Origin of the sequence: Mesorhizobium sp. CA13 (genome assembly GCF_020165235.1) — a bacterium.
GTDB lineage: Bacteria > Pseudomonadota > Alphaproteobacteria > Rhizobiales > Rhizobiaceae > Mesorhizobium.
The window spans coordinates 390,559-407,331 of the sequence record NZ_JAIUHS010000003.1 but is presented as its reverse complement, the minus strand read 5'-3'; the positions used below and the strand labels follow the sequence as shown (position 1 = coordinate 407,331).

Annotated in this window: 17 protein-coding genes; 4 read left to right on the top strand and 13 right to left on the bottom strand. The window is 62.8% G+C overall.

What is annotated here, in order from left to right; genetic code table 11:
• Positions 1-296: 296 nt before the first annotated feature.
• Positions 297-485, top strand: a complete 189-nt coding sequence (locus tag LB566_RS10940) for a hypothetical protein (protein ID WP_140553728.1) — start codon at positions 297-299, stop codon at positions 483-485.
• Between the two features lie 813 nt (positions 486-1,298).
• Here LB566_RS10940 and LB566_RS10935 read toward each other — a convergent pair.
• The 11 genes from LB566_RS10935 to LB566_RS10885 form a co-directional block, all read right to left on the bottom strand.
• The gene (locus LB566_RS10935; protein WP_224624421.1) at positions 1,299-1,832 is read right to left on the bottom strand and encodes a hypothetical protein; all 534 of its coding nucleotides are present in this window, start codon (positions 1,830-1,832) and stop codon (positions 1,299-1,301) included.
• A 582-nt stretch (positions 1,833-2,414) separates the two neighbouring features.
• On the bottom strand, positions 2,415-2,645 hold the full coding sequence (locus LB566_RS10930; protein ID WP_224624420.1) for a hypothetical protein: 231 nt from the start codon (positions 2,643-2,645) through the stop codon (positions 2,415-2,417).
• Between the two features lie 90 nt (positions 2,646-2,735).
• Positions 2,736-2,888, bottom strand: coding sequence for a hypothetical protein (locus tag LB566_RS10925; RefSeq protein WP_224624419.1), 153 nt, complete (start codon positions 2,886-2,888; stop codon positions 2,736-2,738).
• A 741-nt stretch (positions 2,889-3,629) separates the two neighbouring features.
• Positions 3,630-4,064 carry a hypothetical protein gene (locus LB566_RS10920; RefSeq protein ID WP_140553726.1) on the bottom strand — a complete coding sequence of 145 codons (435 nt, stop codon included), beginning with the start codon at positions 4,062-4,064 and terminating at the stop codon, positions 3,630-3,632.
• Positions 4,064-6,610: a hypothetical protein gene (locus LB566_RS10915; RefSeq protein ID WP_224624418.1), complete on the bottom strand. Its 2,547-nt coding sequence runs from the start codon at positions 6,608-6,610 to the stop codon at positions 4,064-4,066. The genes LB566_RS10920 and LB566_RS10915 overlap by 1 nt, the downstream gene beginning before the upstream one ends.
• On the bottom strand, positions 6,610-7,113 hold the full coding sequence (locus tag LB566_RS10910; protein WP_224624417.1) for a hypothetical protein: 504 nt from the start codon (positions 7,111-7,113) through the stop codon (positions 6,610-6,612). Before LB566_RS10910 ends, LB566_RS10915 begins: the two co-directional genes overlap by 1 nt.
• 2 nt (positions 7,114-7,115) lie before the next feature.
• The gene (locus LB566_RS10905) at positions 7,116-7,769 is read right to left on the bottom strand and encodes a hypothetical protein (protein ID WP_224624416.1); all 654 of its coding nucleotides are present in this window, start codon (positions 7,767-7,769) and stop codon (positions 7,116-7,118) included.
• Between the two features lie 47 nt (positions 7,770-7,816).
• Positions 7,817-10,273 (bottom strand): hypothetical protein, encoded by a 2,457-nt coding sequence (locus tag LB566_RS10900; protein ID WP_224624415.1) that lies wholly within the window; start codon positions 10,271-10,273, stop codon positions 7,817-7,819.
• Positions 10,273-10,887: a hypothetical protein gene (locus LB566_RS10895; protein ID WP_224624414.1), complete on the bottom strand. Its 615-nt coding sequence runs from the start codon at positions 10,885-10,887 to the stop codon at positions 10,273-10,275. The genes LB566_RS10900 and LB566_RS10895 overlap by 1 nt, the downstream gene beginning before the upstream one ends.
• Before the next feature lie 284 nt (positions 10,888-11,171).
• Positions 11,172-12,161, bottom strand: coding sequence for a Coat protein (locus LB566_RS10890; RefSeq protein WP_140553716.1), 990 nt, complete (start codon positions 12,159-12,161; stop codon positions 11,172-11,174).
• Between the two features lie 45 nt (positions 12,162-12,206).
• Positions 12,207-13,118 (bottom strand): hypothetical protein, encoded by a 912-nt coding sequence (locus LB566_RS10885; protein WP_224624413.1) that lies wholly within the window; start codon positions 13,116-13,118, stop codon positions 12,207-12,209.
• 263 nt (positions 13,119-13,381) lie between these two features.
• On the opposite strand from LB566_RS10885, the gene LB566_RS10880 reads away from it, so the two are divergent.
• The 3 genes from LB566_RS10880 (at position 13,382) to LB566_RS10870 (ending at position 14,471) form a co-directional block, all read left to right on the top strand.
• On the top strand, positions 13,382-13,570 hold the full coding sequence (locus LB566_RS10880) for a type II toxin-antitoxin system HicA family toxin (protein WP_140553713.1): 189 nt from the start codon (positions 13,382-13,384) through the stop codon (positions 13,568-13,570).
• Between the two features lie 4 nt (positions 13,571-13,574).
• The gene (locus LB566_RS10875; RefSeq protein ID WP_140553711.1) at positions 13,575-13,970 is read left to right on the top strand and encodes a type II toxin-antitoxin system HicB family antitoxin; all 396 of its coding nucleotides are present in this window, start codon (positions 13,575-13,577) and stop codon (positions 13,968-13,970) included.
• Positions 13,971-14,156: 186 nt separating this feature from the next.
• Positions 14,157-14,471: a YMGG-like glycine zipper-containing protein gene (locus LB566_RS10870; RefSeq protein ID WP_140553709.1), complete on the top strand. Its 315-nt coding sequence runs from the start codon at positions 14,157-14,159 to the stop codon at positions 14,469-14,471.
• Positions 14,472-14,606: 135 nt separating this feature from the next.
• Here the strand turns inward: LB566_RS10870 and LB566_RS10865 are convergent, their stop codons facing one another.
• Together LB566_RS10865 and LB566_RS10860 are read right to left on the bottom strand one after the other, a co-directional pair.
• A complete protein-coding gene (locus tag LB566_RS10865; RefSeq protein ID WP_224624412.1) occupies positions 14,607-14,930 on the bottom strand; it encodes a hypothetical protein in 324 nt (107 codons plus the stop codon).
• The gene (locus tag LB566_RS10860; protein ID WP_224624411.1) at positions 14,927-16,705 is read right to left on the bottom strand and encodes a portal protein; all 1,779 of its coding nucleotides are present in this window, start codon (positions 16,703-16,705) and stop codon (positions 14,927-14,929) included. Before LB566_RS10860 ends, LB566_RS10865 begins: the two co-directional genes overlap by 4 nt.
• Positions 16,706-16,773: the final 68 nt, after the last annotated feature.

Here is a 16,773-nt window from a genome sequence, read left to right as displayed (position 1 = left end):
GCTTGGAATTCGGGTTGGTTGGCGGCGTGGCGACGGGTTCGGAGGGGATAAGCGCTGGCCCGTGCGGCCACGGCGCCACGGTCATTCAGGTTCTTCTTTGAGAAATTCGGTCACGGCCGCTCGGCCAGGCGAGAGACAATTCAGCAGTCGGTTTTCTGTCCTTGGGCACGCACTTCCTGACAAGCAGCAATGCCTGCTTGCACCCGGACTGGCTGCCGTGTTAACACCCGCGCACTGCGGTGCCTTGCGCTATGGGAGCGTCAATGTCGCAGCGATTCCACAAGGTGTGATTTCCGATGAAAAAATCCGCGATTGTCGTCGCTGCAAACGACAACCGCACGGCAGAAGAAAGGCCGTTCGCTTCCCGGTACAAATCCGTTGGAGCGGTGGCGGCGCCGGCGGATTTACAGGCAGGAGGCGAAGAGCCGACCGAAGCCCGCACCCTGACGGCGTTGCAGATGTTCTGTCGCGTAGCGGGCGTCTAGATCGCCTTTGAGGCTTCATCCAGACGGCAAGGACAGGCTCTAAAGTCCCGACCCGCTGTATCTGGTGGCCTCCTTCCACAATGCGAGCGCAAGGGCGGGTGTCCGCCCCTTCACCGCATATTCGCGGTCCCGGTAGCTTCCCGCCGCGATCCACACCGTCTTTGAGCGTTGATAGATCGTAATGCCCCGCGCGCTCGCCCGCGCGAACAGATCTGCGTCATTTCGATACATCGGTTCCAACCCCTGTGGCCCCCTCAAGGGGTAAGGTGCAACGAACATGCCAAAGTTTATGCTAGCTAATATTACTCATCGCAGAGCTGCCAAATGCGCCATCGAAGTGCATTGGCAGCCCTAACGCCAAGGTGTTCCGTGGGTGTTTCCGCTGTATTGCACCTGAACTGCCTCCAGGTAACAGAATAGACCAATCCGGAAACATTTGCATAAAATTGTCTTCTTCAGCCATCGGCGCCGACTGGCCAGCAATTCACCCAAACCAAGAAGTTGGACGACGGCGTGCCAGAGTTCGGTGAGCGGGGCCACTACACGCGTCGGTAGGCTGGGCCCGTGGGGGCACTGCGGCAGCCAGGCGAGGAACAGCTGACGGGAACGCGCTATAGCAGGCCGGATTCGCTCATCCCGCGGATCTTGGCGTTGCCTCCCGTCCGCCGGCCGGCCATCGCGTTGGCGGCCGAGTAGCCGCGCGATGGAGCGACAAGTAAGCGGCTCTGGACTCTAGTCGGGCAATAACGCTCTCCTGAACTCCACGCTGATCCGAGGCGCTTTGACGCCGTCGGCCACGACGCGGGTGATCCACTACGCATTGCCGACGTCGAACGGTTCGATGGATGCGGAAGGAAGCCCCAGTTCATCAAGCACGTCTAAGGCGCGCTCCGACATCACAAGGTACAGTTTCTGATTAATTCCGAAGTCGTCGAGACCTGCCTTGCCGTCCACCTTGAGCCAGACAAACGGAGGGAGCACAACGTCGGGCTGCACTAGATGAAAATCCTCGGAAACGGTCACCTGCGCGTCGGCGAATGTGGCGCCAGAGATGCCGATAGCGAGTAACCCACGTTTGGCTTCTTCGGTCACAAGAAAACAAGGAAACGAGGTCACGAGTGCATCTCCCACCCAGCCCGCGAAATGATAGTGGAGCTTGCTCACAATGGGCGGATGAACGCTGGCATCCTCGACAGTGTCATCGCCTAGCTCACCGGCTACTAGAGGCTTTACTTCATAGTATCTCATTACCGAATTCTCTGCCGTCACGGCAACGGGCCGAAGTTCTTCCGCCCCAGCCATCATCTGGCCAAACGCAACAAGGCTGCGCCATATTCTCGCGACCACCGCATTCCCCTTTTCAGGTCTTTGGAGAGATCCGCCTCGGTCATCTCCACCTTGTCGCTGCCGAGCTCGAGAGCCAACACCTGTCACCGCATAGGATCGAAACGATCGGAATCCCCTTCCTCTCGAAGCCGGTGCCTCCGGCCTCCCGCTCAGGTGGCTTCATCAGAAAAATGTAGCCGTCTCTCCGAGCTCGGGCAGAATGCGCTCTTCCGCGGTTGGTCTCTCCCCGGTCTAGTCAATTGGTTCGATCGTCAGGATTGGGCACCGCGACCAGCGCCGCCCATACGGATTAGAGCCAAATGCAACAATTTAGAGGCCGTCATTCCAATTTACGACTTGAGGTTTATTGGGGTCCCGGAGGCAATCCCTTCACCTTCGCTATGACCGGGCCCATAATGTGCCAATAAACCTCGAGGTCCGACAGCTCCTGGTTTGAGATGTCATCTTCTCACCCAGGAAAAGCGGCGGTGACAGTGCACTGATTTCCTTCTTCGCCTGCCTCTCTCCCCAGATTCAACGGCTTTGCCGTTGTTCGGCAATCCGGGTCAAAAACGCCTCATTGCCTATACAAGTGCCTACACATCACTTTTCAAGCAGCGGCAGAATCTTTTCATCGAGGAATTTAAGACGTCCGCCCAACATCTCGGCATTGGCGGGGTTCGCCGGGACATTCACAGGGATCAGCTTCGCCACTGACTTCCCCTGACGCGCGGCCTCAACCCACTCATCCATTGCGCCGATATATCCATCCAGCGCCTCGTACGGAGTCTCGACATCGTCGCCGGGCATATAAGCTGGCGGCACATCACCCACGATTACCCATATCCATTGGGGCACATCTGGTCTCCCCGGTGAAATCTCGAAGAGAAAAATGTATATTATTCCCTCGGCGCCATATCCAAGCTACTCTGTTTTTATATTCTTTCCCCAATCATAAAACTTTATATATTCACGGGCCTCTTGAAGAGCTGCATCAAGATTATCATCGGCGTCTTGATCGCCCTCAGGAAGCGGCAAACGGCTTACTGTACTGAGATCTGGCATAATTGCGTTCACACACCCTCTCCATTACTTCATTTATTCTTCCGCCATCGTCTCTTGGCCCAACGCCGAAAATCACCAGCCTCCTGATGGAGCCTTATGTGGTCTTCCCTGATACGCGGCTGAACATTTGATACATGATCCGCTCCACCATCGGCCAGAGCTTTTTCATGGGAAACATCCATTTCCGCTTCAGCTCTGGATGCATCTAAGAGATTTTCCCCCGCTGCCATGGCGAGGTTTTTGTATCGCGCCAAGCATGCCAGCCCAACAGTAAATCCGCTAACTGCGCAATAGTGTGATCAAGCTCTACCACCTCGCCCAAGCCTACTAGCATTAGGTCAGTTTCATCAACTTCAGCCTCATGTCCGTAGAATTGCCACGACTCATTGTCGGCATCATGTGAAGCGTATCCAATCCAGCCGCAGCCACGAAATATTTTCGGGTCGAAATGACAGCTAAATTTCTTGGATCTTCGAATTTCCATCCATCCATATTGCCATCTAGTAGCGACCGGTGGCGAGGCAACGGGAAGATCTTCTCGTCCAGTCCGGTGCTGACATTGACCGAAAACTAGCATGTGACGCTGCCCAGATGAGCTTTGGCGTTATTCTCCACGATCAACATGGCGAAAGAAGTTGACGAAAGCGACCGCTTTCAAGTGAGCGGCTTCGGACTTCTAGCCGGGTAATAACGCCGCTTCTGAACTCCACCCTGATCCGGCGTTTTAACGTCTGCTACGACGTGGGTGCCACACTATTTGTTGCCGACGTGGAACGGTTCGATGGATGCGGAAGGAAGCCCCAGTTCATCAAGCACATCGAGGGCCCGCTCCGATATAACGAGGTACAGGTTCTGATTAATCCCAAAGTCGTCGTGACCTGCCTTGCCGTCCACCTTGAGCCAGACAAACGGAGGGAGCACGACGTCGGGCTGCACCAGGTGAAAATCCTCGGATATGGTCACCTGCGCGTCGGCGAATGTGGCGCCAGAGATGCCGATAGCGAGCAACCCACGTTTGGCTTCTTCGGTCACAAGAAAACAGGGAAACGAGGTCACGAGTGCATCTCCCAGCCAGCCCGCGAAATGATAGTGGAGCTTGCTCACAATGGGCGGATGAACGCTGGCATCCTCGACAGTGTCATCGCCTAGCTCGCCGGCTACTAGAGGCTTTACTTCATAGTATCTCATCAATCACCTACCGGGGGATCAAACAAATGCCCATATTTTTTGTCTAAGTGCGTTGCGTAGTCAAGAACTTGCTGCCGCGTAGCGGTTGCGTGCGTCCTATAAAATTCGTCCCATTCTGATCGAATGACTTTTAGATGCAAATTTATATCGAAATCCGCTCTTATTCCGCGAAGGTTTTCAAGCGAATGCAGCTCTTCCTCCGTAAAAAGCCCCGGATATTTTTTGAGCACTCGCTTCTCGACGCTGTGATGAACCACATAGTCGCTGCTATTGAGCGTAGGATTGGCATCAAAGAAGGTTTTTCGGTAGTTCTTTGATTTTGTCCATCCAACCTTTGCTCCAGCATATTTAATAGCAGAGGGATCCCTAGCGAGCAACGAAGCCAGTAACGCGGTACTAAAAGCATTTTCAGATATTTCACCCGGACGCGTCCTCTTCCTTGCACGCCGTGGGAAGACTGAGCGTGCGAGCTTCTGCTGGAATCGAAGGGTTTCAGCATCGACGCCACGAACAAGTACCTCGCTGCTTTTAGCAAGTTCAGCCGACCGCTTCGAAAATAAGGAAAAGCTCTCGATCCAAGGTTTGGCAATCTTTCCGGCCTGTTCCAAGGCCGGCCTGGCCAGTCTTTCGACGGGAATTGCTCCCGCCACGTTGAGCAATGCTTCGCCGTAGTTGCCGTCCAGTGCCGCGTTCGCGGTTTTTTCAAGCGCAAACGACACCGCGAACGGCGTGGCATCAGCCAAGGAGATGCCGGTTTCGCCGAGCCCGTCAGAGCCCACAAGCTTTTGAGCAAGAAGCCGCCGTAGACTTCCGCGTTCACTATCGCCGGCGATCAATCCTCCCAACCATTCCTGGTTGGTCGGAATATAATTGGTCAGCCATTCCGGCTTTCGCCCTTCTCCGGATAACGCTCGCCGCACAGCCTCAGCTGACTTGGCCAATTTCTCCGGATCCACCATCGATGCTAGGGACCCGTCGTCGACTATGCCTTCGTTTGATTTAGCGACCCTCGTCTGCAGCAAATGATCAAGCATCGCTGGGCGTAGCGCCGGAGGTGTTGCCTGGAGCATGTTGCTCAGATCCGCTTCCTTGGCCTGCTGCAGCCGACTCCCATCACTGAGCTTGTTATTGACGTCTTCAGCGACGGAATTCGGCAGAGGCTGAACGGATTTGAGACCTAACTGCTGCTGGGCGGCGATCGAGCCGATGATGGCAGCTTGATAGTCTTCCGGCTTCGAAAGATTGTTCCAGGTAGCGTCGAGGCTCGCGAACGTCTTGCGTACATAACCGCCCGGATCGTCCTGCCTCGCTTGCAATGTCAGGTCAGCCGCGGCGGCTATTGCGTCATGACGCACCCGGTCCTCTTCCGGTGTCGCACTATCGGCCTTGGGCGCCGACTCTTTGACCATGGCCCGCACGGCGTCGTTAGACATCGTGCGCATGCCGTAGAACTGGCGGCTGACATCAAGCGCTTGATTGAAGGCCTGAAATCGCTTTGTCCCTTCCGTCTTGCCATAGAGCGCGGCGAAATTCTCAGGCGTAAAAGTCGGTCCTGAATAGCTGCCGGTCTCTCTGATCGCCTTAGGTGCGACTTGCTCGGCGAGGCCAATCCGGGTGCGCGTTTCAACTTGCCGAGAAGCGTGGGCTGCCTGCGCCTGTTGGAGCAGCGCTGGCCGATCTTCTTGGGTAATGTCTTCCCCAAACGCTTGCGCCACAATTTCATCCGGCGTCGGCTTTCCAACACGATCGCCTTTCGTTGCCGCCGCATCTGAGTTGCCCGAAACTCGGATCCAGCTGACCGGTTGACCGTCGGAGGCATCGCTGCTGGAAGACTCTCCCGGCGCCCCCACACCGAACATCTCAAGCGCTCGCTTCGGGTCCTTGGCGATCAGCGCCTCGAAGCGCATCCTGGCCGTGGTGCTGAACCAGTCCTTCGCCACCTGCTGCCTGATCTGCGGGTCGAGGCTCATCTTGTCGATGAGGTCGAGCCCATCCTGGCGGGCGGCCTCGAAGGTCACGGCGTCGTCGGGGTCGCCCTGCGCGATCGCAATGGCGTTGGTGTGCAGCACCGTGTCCACCTGGGCCTGCTCATAGCCCTGGCGCCGCTGGTGTTGCCTTACCGCCATGCGCGGCGAGCCGGCCGCGCGCATCGGCTCCTTCTGCCTGGCGAAATCGGCGCGCCGGCTCTCGGGTATTTCAGGCAGAGCCTCGTCGAACAACCTGTCGAACAGGCCGGGCTTGACCACCTGCCCGGTGCGCGGGTCGACCTCGCCATACATCGCATCATGCAGGCCGCTGCCGTCGGCCGGCGCGTTCGCCGCCACCTCGTCTTCCGCCTGCGCGATGCGGCCGGCGAACCGGCGGCGCGCGACCTCGGCGTCGAACGCGTCCTGCCGCTCCTTCATCTGCCGGTAGCGCTCGGCGACGGCCGAAAGCTCGTCGCCAAGATCCTGCATCGCCCTGCCGGCCGGCGACCCCTCGGGATAGGAGACGCCGTTGCCGGTGTCGAGCCGGCGCTGCGCAATCTGGAGGGGAATCGTCGCCATCAGTAGAGCCCTCCCGTGAAGGCGCCGCCTGGCGCCGGCGGGAAGGCGCCCTTGCCGAAGGTCACGGCCTTGGTCGGGTCGTAGAGGCGCGAGAGACCCGACATGAGGCTGCCGCCGGCCTTGAAGACCGACGCCGCCGCCGCCTGCCTGCCGGAGAAGCGCGCGAGCGCGGCCTGGCTGTCGAGAGAGTTCCGGCGCAGCGCCGAGCCGTACTGGATCGCCTTGAGGTCGAGCTGGCCTTGCCTGGCATTGGCGGCCAGCACCTCGGCGGGCGACCCCTGTATGCCGACGCCGGAGGCGCCCGCCCGGGCTCGCGCCTGCGACAGCAGGAGATCCTGCCTGTGGCGCTCCTGGCTCTGTTCGAAGGCGGCACTTTGCGCATCGGCCTGCGCCTGCTGCCCGTAGGCCTTGGCCTGGTAACCGGCCGCCTGGCTCTGCTGCCGGCCTTCGAACAATGCGCCACCCACGGAGATGGCCGTGCCGAGAAGGGCTAATGTGCACATGGTCAGCCTCGCTCGGATGCGGCAATGGGGGTTTTCCTGGCCGCCCGCGCGCCGAGCGCCGGTCGCGGGTCAAGCGCGCCGCCGGGGTTGGTGAACGACAGAAGCAGCCTGTCCGCCTGGAGCGCCGGGCGGCTGAGGCGCGCCGGCGCCGCCGCGCGCGGCCCGGCCATGGCGGCGCGGCGGGCAAGGGCCAGGTTCACCGTCAGGTCAGGCATGCCGGCGGCGTCGAACAGGCCGTTGGCGGTGGCGAGCGCGCGGGCGAGCGCATCGGCCTCGAACAGTTCCTGACGCAACAGCTCGACCAGGCGGCGCACGGCGCGCCAGCGCTCAGTCAGCACCTCCGCCCTGGCTTTCGCCTGCTCGCCCAGCGCCTCGACGGCGGCGCGCGCCTCTGCCGCGGCGGCCGCGGCACGGCATTTGTCCGCTGCCGCGATGATCTTCTCCAGCAGCGCGACAACGTCGTTGCAGTCGTCCAGCGCGATGCGCGCGGCGGAGAGATCGCCGTCGCCGAAAACGGCGCGGTCCTCGGCCTGTTCGCAGCCGCGCCGGCGGGCGATCGCATCGTTGAGGTCGGTATCGAGCAAGGCGATGACGGCAGCGTATTCGGCAGCCGTCCGCGCCCTGCCGAGCTGTTCGGCATGGGGGGATGTGGTCACGGGGTGGGTTCCTTGTGGTAGGAGTGGAGGCGGTGGAGCGCCTCGCTTTACGGCTCGGCGTCGAACACGGGCGTGAACGCCCGTATCGTGCAGGGCGTCGGGTTGACGTGGCGGATCCGCACCCGGCCCTGCCCTTCCCAGCTGTCGTCGATGGGCACCTCGACATTGCCGGTGAACAGGCTCGCCTTGCCGTCGGGCGCGACGATGGAGGGCATGCGCACGCTTTCCCAGCGGCCGCGGATCAGCGATTGCACCTGAAGCCCCGTCGTGTCGGTCTCGAGCAGGGACAGGATCACCCCCGCCACCTTCTTGCGCCGGCCGAGGATCGAGCCGTCCCGGCCGGCGACGTCGAGCTCCAGCGTGTCGGCCTGCGACTGGAAGGCAAGCCCGACCTGCCATTTGGCCGCGATGGCGCCGTCGGGCAGCGTCACCTGGCCGGAGGCGACCGGCAGCCCGCGATAGACCTTGCCGCCGGCCAGCACGTCGACCTTTTCGCCGTCGAGATGGCCGAGCCCGGACACGGTGTTGACCGCGGCGCCCGAATAGGTCAGGCCGCAATCGACCTGGAAGGCGTCCTCCAGCGCCCCATACTCGAACGGCGCCGTCATGATCTCGATATAGCGCCTGGTCACGCCGCCGATGGTCCGCCTGACGACCAGCCAGATATCGTCGACGCCGTCCTGGCCGGGCGTCACGACGGCGCTTTCGACGGCCGCCCAGCCGGAACCGCTGAAGGCCCCGCCGAAGCGGTGGCGGTGCATGCCGCGCACCTCCTGCGAGGGCTGGTGGGTGTAGCCGCCGAGCTCGCCATTATCGAGTGGAAACCACAGCATCGGGTCGGGGTCGGTCTGGAACGCCAATTCGACCACGCCTTTCTTCGGGATATGTTCGGATATCTGGCCGATATCGTCGGAGGTGAAGCGGCCGGTGGAAGCCTGCGTCAGCTCGGCAATCGAGCGGCGCGAGCGTGTGACATAGAGGAAGGACTGGCCTGCATCGACCGGACGGATGCGGGCGCAGCCCGATGTGCGCGAGCGCCGGTTCTTGAACGAGGACGGCGTCAATGCCTCGTCGATGCCGGAGCCGGAGAGCGCGCGGATGCCGCCGAGCGTCCCGATCAGCAGGGCGCCATCCGATTCCGCGATCCACGTGATGTCGTTCGCCTGGCCGCCGCCGGCCTGGAGGAATTCCAGCGCGTCGTCATCCTTCTCGCCCAATGCGAAATTGTTGAAATCCCCCGTTGCCGAGGCGTAGACCGAAAACTTGCGGCTGAAGGCCAGGCGCTCCTCGTAGAGCGATCCGCTTTCGACATATTTGCCGGGCACGAGCGTGCCCAGGCGCCAGCGCGATATCGGGCTGAGGTCCGGCAGGGCAAATCCATCCAGTTGGATTTTCACCGCCGTGGCGCTGGTGCGGCTGGTGATCTTGGCCCAGCGCCAGCGGCCGTCGGATGCAAGCAGGCGAATGGCCCGGCCGACGTCCGAAGCCTGGAAACCGGCGCCGCCATTGATGCCGGCGGTCGATGACGCCGTGAGGTCGAACGGCGTCTGGCTGGCCGCCGCCCGGTTGAGGTTCAGTTCGGAAAACGCGCTGTCCGAGGCTCCGTTGATCGCCTTCCATGTAAAGCGGTGATATTCGAACGCCAGCTTGTTGAGGAATTCGTAGTAGCGGGTTTCGCCGCCTGACCAGCCGGTCTCGCCGGTGCGGCTGTCGAGCGTCACCCATGTCGCGCCGTCATTCGATCCTTCGAGCACCCAGATCGTCGGCGTGCGGTCGACCGTCCCGCCTGTGCGTGCGGTCAGGTAGTAGTTCTCGACGATGGCCTGGGCGCCACCGGCAAGCTGGTAGGTGACCGAGCCGTTGGTGGCGCCGGTGATGCCGCTGTCCGTTTCTGTCGCCTTGTCGAAAAGCTGGTAGGCGTCCCCTGCCCCGCCCATGCCTGAGACCGTGCCGGAAGGCGCGGTGTTCGACGTCATCTTCGGCGTCAGCGCGCCGTAATCGGCCGGCGTCAGCGTGGTCGGCGTATCGTTGATGTCGTCATAGGGCCCGTCGTCGATCGCGTAGTCGTCGAGCGTCCATGCCGTATGGGCGGTGCGCGTCAGTACCTTGAGCGGATAGTCCCTGTGGGAAATCCACATCTGGTCCGCGGACTGCACATAGTCGAGATCGAACAGGTCGGCTTCAAGATAGGGCGAGGCCACCTCGACCGTGCCGACACGCGCGCCGTATGCGTAGACGCGGATGTAAAGATTGCCGAACTCCAGCATATAGGCCTGGTCGGCCGAGAAGATGAACGGGATCGCCCGTGTTTTCTTCGCCGACGTTTTCACCTCGCCGACGAAACAGGTGCCGCCGCGCTTGCGGATGCCGCCATGCGGCAGGGTGACGAAGTTCTCGCATTTCGACAGCGCCGCCCGGTAGAGATCGAGCGAGGCGCGCGCATGCAGGCGCGGCGAGATCTCGCCGCGGGTGAAGACGTCCTGGGCCGGATAGAGCGTCGCCATCAGCGCATGGTCCCGACGCCGACAAACCGGGTATCGCCGCGCTGCTGCGCCCAGCTCGATATCGAAAGCCGTCCGCCGCGCTGGATGGCCTGCGCGGTGAAGGCGGCGTCAAGCGCCCGGTCGTACGCCGAACGCGCAATGTCGATCATGCCGGCCTTGTGCGTCAGCGGATGCGCGACCTTGATGGCGAGCGCCGCCACCAGCACTTCGGTGAACAGCGCGTCCCAGTCGTTGGGATCGGTGAGGTTGGCGACATAGCGGATGGTGAGCGGGCCTGCCCGGTCGCTGTAGACCAGCCCCGCCTCCTGCCGCCACGAGATCGCAACACCGTCCGGCTCGCCATTGTGGGTAAGCGGCAGCGGGCGAAGGCAATCGACAGGGAGTTCATAGGCAAAGTTCAGCCTGCAGGCGCCGCTGCCGGTATCGCTGCCGGCCACGGATGCCGAAAGGATGGCGAACACCCAGGCGTATTTCGTCAGCTCGGCTTCGCGCGTCAGGTCGAAATGCACATTGAGCAAGCGCGCGGCCTTGATGTCCTGGTCGAGGCTGTCGATCGGCGCCTCATCGAGGACGGCCAGCGCCATGTTGGCGATGTCGGTCGGGGTTATGGCCATGGGTCAGCGCCTCGTGGTGATGGGTTGTGGAGTGCAAATCGCTTCGGCTGGCGCCCTACGGCGCCCCCCTCTGTCCTGCCGGACATCTCCCCCACGAGGGGGGAGATTGGCGGTTCGAGCGCCAGCGCACATTCTTGCAACGGTGGAGATCAGCGAAGGCCGGCGTGACAGCGATCTCCCCCCTTGTGGGGGAGATGTCCGGCAGGACAGAGGGGGGCGCTGTCCCGCCGGCCTTGCAGCATTTGTGCTCCTCGCCACTGCGTTCGCGGGGAGAGGAAGCGCGCCTACGCTTCCGTGGTCTTCAGCGCGATGAACGTCATGGTCTTGACGCTCGACGCCGTGCGGTCCCAGTTCGCCGCGAGCGCCAGCTCCGCATCGGTGGCGAATTCGCCGGCGGTGGAGGCGTCGAGGAAGCGCGTGCCGGGAACGTGCGGCACGAAATGCCGGCGGCCGACCATTTCCGTCACCCCGCCGCCATGGCCCTGGCGGGGCTTGCGGTCGAACTCCAGCGGCCCGCCTTCGGTGTTGACGGGCAGCTCGTTCCACAGGATCGCCTTGTCCTTGAACATGAACGCGGTGTAGACGCCGCCCGCCTGCGGAATGTCGTCGTCGACCACGCAGCGCAGCCCCATATAGTAGGGGATGAGCGGCCCGCCCTGCTGCGAGGACGGCACATAGTCGATGAGATCGGCGAGCTTCAGCGCCTTCATCTGCTTGGAATGCATCCAGAGGGTGCGGAACTTGTCGGCGCGGTCGCCCATAAGGTAGGCCGCCTCGATGATGTCGGTGTCGACGATGGAGGCGCCGGTGGCGCGCACCAGGTCGCCGCCGTCATTGGCCAGATTGTCGGCGACGACGCCTTTGAGCATGCCGAGCAGGGTCAGCTTGTTGGCGCGCTGCCAGTACTCGGTCTGCCGCTTGACGATCAGCTTCTGCGGATCGTCGCCGGCCAGGATCGAGGTCAGGTCGGGAACGCCCCACGCCTGGGCGCGGACATTGCGGGCGGCGACCTCGCGGCGCGAGCCGATCTTCTTCATCTCGATGGAATCGGCCGGATCGTCATTGACCGGCTCGGACGGGTCGTTGCCGAGATCCTTCCAGCCGGGCATGTCGACGGAACGGCCGCCCATCGACAGTTTGGACGAGATGGCCGGATCGGAAAACAGGATGCCGGCCTGGTAGATTTCGAGCGACTGGACGTGTTCCTCGAAAGCGTATTGGGCATAAACGGACGGAACGATCGCGTCCGCGATACGGGTATAGGCGTCTGCCATTTTGTCTTTCCTTTGAGAGGTTGATCGGCGGCTGATGCGTCGGGATCAGAGGGGGTTGTTCGGCATCCAGAGATCCGGGTTTTCGCCCGCTTCCCTGGCCAGCCGCCGGGCGCGTTGAGGGTCGCTTTTGACAAGGGCTGATATCGCCGAAACGTTGCGCTCGCCGGCGGCGTTGCGCCGGAAGGGGTTTTGCCCCCGCGGCGCCGCGTCGGCGTCGATCGTGTCTTCGCGGAACATCGCCTCGCCGATCGCCTGGAAGGCCCTGGCGATCTGCGGATCGGTCAGGGTGCCGTCCGGCAGAAGGATGCCCTTCTGCTTGTAGGCATCGACCAGGCCGAGCTTCTTCATCGCCCGGTTGGCGACCTCCAGCTTCTGGCGAAAGCCGTCGCTGTCGGTCGGTCCCCAGTCCCTGACAAGATCGTCATGGGTGGCTTCGACCGAGCGGGCGAGCGCTGCCTGCTGGGCCGCCGCCTGCTCGGCCATGTAGCCGACGAACCTGTCATGATAGGCTTGGGCGATCTTCGGCGAAGCACCCGCTTCGACCGCCCAGGCCTTGGACGCATTGGCGAGTTCGTCCGAATAGGCGAAGTCTTCCGGCAAGCCTTCCGGCCGCCGGTATTCGACTTTTTCGGGCGATGTCAGCGGGCGCATCGCCTCGGGCAGCCGGGCATGGAATTTGTCCCAGTCTTCCTTTGGCGCGTCCCTGGCTGGAACGCGCAGGCTTTCGCCCTGCCGCCGCTCCAGCTCCGCATAGGATGTGAAAACCCGATCGAGGCTTTCAGGCTTGGTCCAGCCCTTGGCTTCAGCAAGCTTGCGGTTGCCTTCGGAAAGACCGTCAAACCAACTTTTGCCGGCAAGCCCGGCGGACCCGTTATCCGCGCCTGCCGGAGGCCGTTCCGGGTTGCCCGCCGGCTGCGACGAGGCAGCCACGGACCCGGCATCTGCCAGATCTGTCATGTGATGTTTCCTTTGTAAGGGGTTAGAAAATGAGCCGGCGGCAAGGCTGCCAATCTCCCCCACGAGGGGGGAGGTGTCCGGTCCACCCTCCGCAGCTGCAGCGGAGGACGGGCAGGACACAGGGGGCGCGAAGAAACTCGGCGTTCGCGTTTACCTACAAGGCGCCTTCATCGATCCGCGCTGACTTTGAGGGAAAGGCTGGCGGGGACAGGCAGCGCGATCTCTATCGACAGACACTTGAACTGTGTGTATCTATACACAACATGAAGAGCTCCGACATCATCGTCAGATTGACCGCCGATGGATGGTTCGAAGTGGCTCGAAAAGGCAGTCATGCTCAGTTCAAGCACACGACCAAGCCGGGTCGGGTTACGGTTCCGCATCCCAAACGGGATGTCCCGATCGGCACGCTGAAGAGCATCGAAAAGCAATCCGGTCTCAAGTTGAGGTAGAGAGATGCGCCAATATATCGGACTGATACACAAGGAAGCAGACAGCGATTTCGGCGTCTCTTTCCCCGATTTTCCCGGCGTGGTGACTGCCGGCACGACACTGGACGACGCCCGTGCCATGGCGCAGGAAGCGCTCGCCTTTCATGTCGATGGTCTGGTCGAGGATGGCGAGGCCATTCCCGAGCCCTCGTCGCTCGAGCAAGTGATGGCGGACAAGGATAATCTTACCGGCGTTGCCGTTCTGATCCCTCTGAAGATCGAGACAACGAGGGTGGTACGGGTCAACGTCACCATTCCCGAAGATGTCCTCGGCGAGATTGACGAATATGCAAGACGACACGGCTACAGCCGTTCCGGATTTCTGACCGCCGCCGCCAGGAAGATTATCGAGGCGGCATAGGCCGGCTGAATCATTTTGCCAGGAAGCGGTGCTAGCGCCTTGTTCGAAAGAGGTGTTTCGCGTCCTCGGTCCATCAACACCCGAGAAACCATGTCTTATATCGTGAGAGCCTGTGCCGCCGTTCCGCCGCAATGCGGCCGCACTTGGCGATCGATAGGGATCTCAGATCTTCAAGGGAGACGTCACATGAACATTCACAAAGCCATAGCCGCCGTTTTGATGACCGCCGCGCTGGCGGGCTGCGCGCAGACGGAAGGCCAGCAGCGGGCCGGAACCGGTGCGCTGATCGGCGGCGCCGGCGGCGCCCTCGTCGGCCAGGCCATCGGCGGCAACACCAAGAGTACTGTCATCGGCGCGGCCAGCGGCGCGCTGCTCGGCGCTGTCGTGGGCTCGGCCACCACCCCGCAGCGCCGCGGCGAACAGCTCTGCCGCTACCAGGACCGCCGCGGCCGCATCTACACCGCGCCTTGCGACGACCGGTACTACAACGGCAATTATTGAATCACCGGCGGCCAGACCGCCAATCTCCCCCCTTGTGGGGGAGATGTCCGGCAGGACAGAGGGGGGCGCCGTAGAGCGCCGACCTCGATAGTCGCCGAACCTTGAACAAGGGGTGAGATCGGCGGCTTCAGCGCCTCACCTCTCCTCCGCCCTCGCCGCCTTCTCCAGCGCCACGAGCTGCGCCTCGTCCAGCGTCAGGAAACCCATTATGTGCTGCACCACTTCGGCGCGGGCGTTGCTGAGCGCGCTGTGCAGTTCGAAGCCGTTGGGCGTTCTGGTGCGCGCCATCCACTCGCCGTATGACGGGCGCCTGAAATAGCCGACCGTCGCCGCGAGATCGGCCAGCACCATTTCGCCGTCCTCGCCGGAAAAGACGCGCAGATAGGCCTTGGCGAGCGCCTCGCGCGCCTTGGCGGGGCCGCCGTTCTGCGACGCATGGGCGAAGCGTTTGCGGCTCATGGGCGCTGTCCGGCCGGCATCGCGCCCTGGGCGCCGGCATCGGGTGCCAAGCCACCGGCCCCGCCGCCCCCCAGCATGCCTTGCAAACCCTCGAGCAGGCCGCTTTCGCGCGCCTGCACGGCCGCCGGCACGGCGTCCTTGGCCACCTTGCCGGCAGTGGCGAGCGCCGCCATGCCGGCCTGCGCCTGGCTGGCCTTGGCCCTCGTGTCGCGCAGGCCCGTCACCTCGTCCTTGCGGCGGAAGATGCGCTGCGGGCTGCGGCCCGCGCTCTGCACGACGCGGAGCGCCTCGTCGCTGTCGATATTGTCCATCACATCGGGGTCGAACTGCGCCATCTGCATGGCCGTGGTCACCAGCTGGATGGTGTCGCGCGCTTCCGCCGAGCGGCGCAAGACATCGAGCGGACCGGTGAAGGTCGGCCGCACCGCCTTGCCCGCCAGGCTCGCCGGCGGCAGGAAGCGGCTGTCCTCGTCATAGAGGCCCTTGTCCTCCAATATGCCGAGCTCGCGGTCGAGATTGGTGGCAAAGCCCGCCTGGATGATCGAGCCCGACGGCCCGAGCAGCGCGCCCTTCTCCTCCTGGCGGATCAGCGCCTCGGTGGCGGTCATCTGCGGGTTCTGCACCAGCGTCTGGAACAGATTGACGAACATCATGTCGCGGATCTCCTCAGCCCGGCTCGCCGCATAGTCGAAGGCGTAGCTCGGGTTCTGTCCGGTGGTGATCGGCGCGATCAGCGGCCTTCCATTGTCGTCGATCAGGCCCGGATAATTCTCGCCCGGATTGAGCACCGGCACATAGTCGAGCCTGGCCTTCGACGCCGTCGGCGGATCGGTGATCTGCTGGAGCGCGCGCAGGCCCGAGCGGCGTACCGCGTTTTCCTCGCGCACGGTCGTCAGGGCTTCGATGGTCGGCGAGATGCCGTAGGCGTCGCCCTCGTAGCGGCGCCAGTTGAAGGCCGACACCGGGAAGGTGCGAAAACCGCTCTCGCGCACGATCTCCTCCTCGTCCTCGATGACGTGGTAGGAGGCAAAGGCGGCGTCGAGATAGCGGTAGCTTCCGCCCGAGCGGTACATGCGGCGCTCGTCGCGCGGCTGGATGCACTGGATGAGCGCGATCTTCTCCTCGCATTTGGCGGGGTCGTCGACCAGCGTCCTGATGCGCGCCGGCAGTTTTTCGTAGCCGAGCAGCTGCGCCGCCTGGCGCGCGGTGCGTTCGTAGCGGCGGTGGAAGATGTCGACCTGGCCCCAGCGGTTGCGCGACAGATAGCCTTCCACCACCGGGATCGAGGCGTAGCGGATCAGCGTCGAACCGAACCCTTCCTCGGCATAGAGATAGGCCGGACCGTAGCGCACGACATTGCGCAGGCAGGCCTGCGTCGCCGGCACGAAATTGGAATTGGCGGAGTAGCGCAGCGAAAACAGGAAGTCGCGCAGGTTTTCCGCCCATTCCTTTTCCTCGTCGGTCTCCTCGTCGTCCATCTCGGCGGTGGTCAGCCCGTGCCATTTCTCCGACTGCGGGATGATCAGGCTTTCGAGCCCCGCCGCCAGCCGGTTGGCGGCCGAGTTGATGGTGTTGGCATAGACGCGGGCGCCGCGCCGTTCCTGCCTCTCGGCCTGGCTGTCGCCGCGGCGGGCGCCGCGCCCGGACCAGATATCGGGCGCATCGGGATCGCAGAACTCGGCCACCGCCTCCCACACGGGCTCGTAGGCGGCGCGCTCGCTCTCGAGCTCGGACTGGCGGGAAAGAATATCGCGGGCACGGGAATCGCTGTTCATGGAGGACTCGCTGGCTGAGGAAGAGCTTATGAAGGAGGTCGGGGCGCTGAAACTGCCAATCTCCCCCC

Coding starts and splice junctions, on each gene's coding strand:
- LB566_RS10940 (WP_140553728.1), top strand. CDS start 297: ATGAAAAAATCCGCGATTGTCGTCGCTGCAAACGACAACCGCACGGCA.
- LB566_RS10920 (WP_140553726.1), bottom strand. CDS start 4,064: ATGAGATACTATGAAGTAAAGCCTCTAGTAGCCGGCGAGCTAGGCGAT.
- LB566_RS10915 (WP_224624418.1), bottom strand. CDS start 6,610: ATGGCGACGATTCCCCTCCAGATTGCGCAGCGCCGGCTCGACACCGGC.
- LB566_RS10910 (WP_224624417.1), bottom strand. CDS start 7,113: ATGTGCACATTAGCCCTTCTCGGCACGGCCATCTCCGTGGGTGGCGCA.
- LB566_RS10900 (WP_224624415.1), bottom strand. CDS start 10,273: ATGGCGACGCTCTATCCGGCCCAGGACGTCTTCACCCGCGGCGAGATC.
- LB566_RS10895 (WP_224624414.1), bottom strand. CDS start 10,887: ATGGCCATAACCCCGACCGACATCGCCAACATGGCGCTGGCCGTCCTC.
- LB566_RS10890 (WP_140553716.1), bottom strand. CDS start 12,161: ATGGCAGACGCCTATACCCGTATCGCGGACGCGATCGTTCCGTCCGTT.
- LB566_RS10885 (WP_224624413.1), bottom strand. CDS start 13,118: ATGACAGATCTGGCAGATGCCGGGTCCGTGGCTGCCTCGTCGCAGCCG.
- LB566_RS10880 (WP_140553713.1), top strand. CDS start 13,382: ATGAAGAGCTCCGACATCATCGTCAGATTGACCGCCGATGGATGGTTC.
- LB566_RS10875 (WP_140553711.1), top strand. CDS start 13,575: ATGCGCCAATATATCGGACTGATACACAAGGAAGCAGACAGCGATTTC.
- LB566_RS10870 (WP_140553709.1), top strand. CDS start 14,157: ATGAACATTCACAAAGCCATAGCCGCCGTTTTGATGACCGCCGCGCTG.
- LB566_RS10865 (WP_224624412.1), bottom strand. CDS start 14,930: ATGAGCCGCAAACGCTTCGCCCATGCGTCGCAGAACGGCGGCCCCGCC.
- LB566_RS10860 (WP_224624411.1), bottom strand. CDS start 16,705: ATGAACAGCGATTCCCGTGCCCGCGATATTCTTTCCCGCCAGTCCGAG.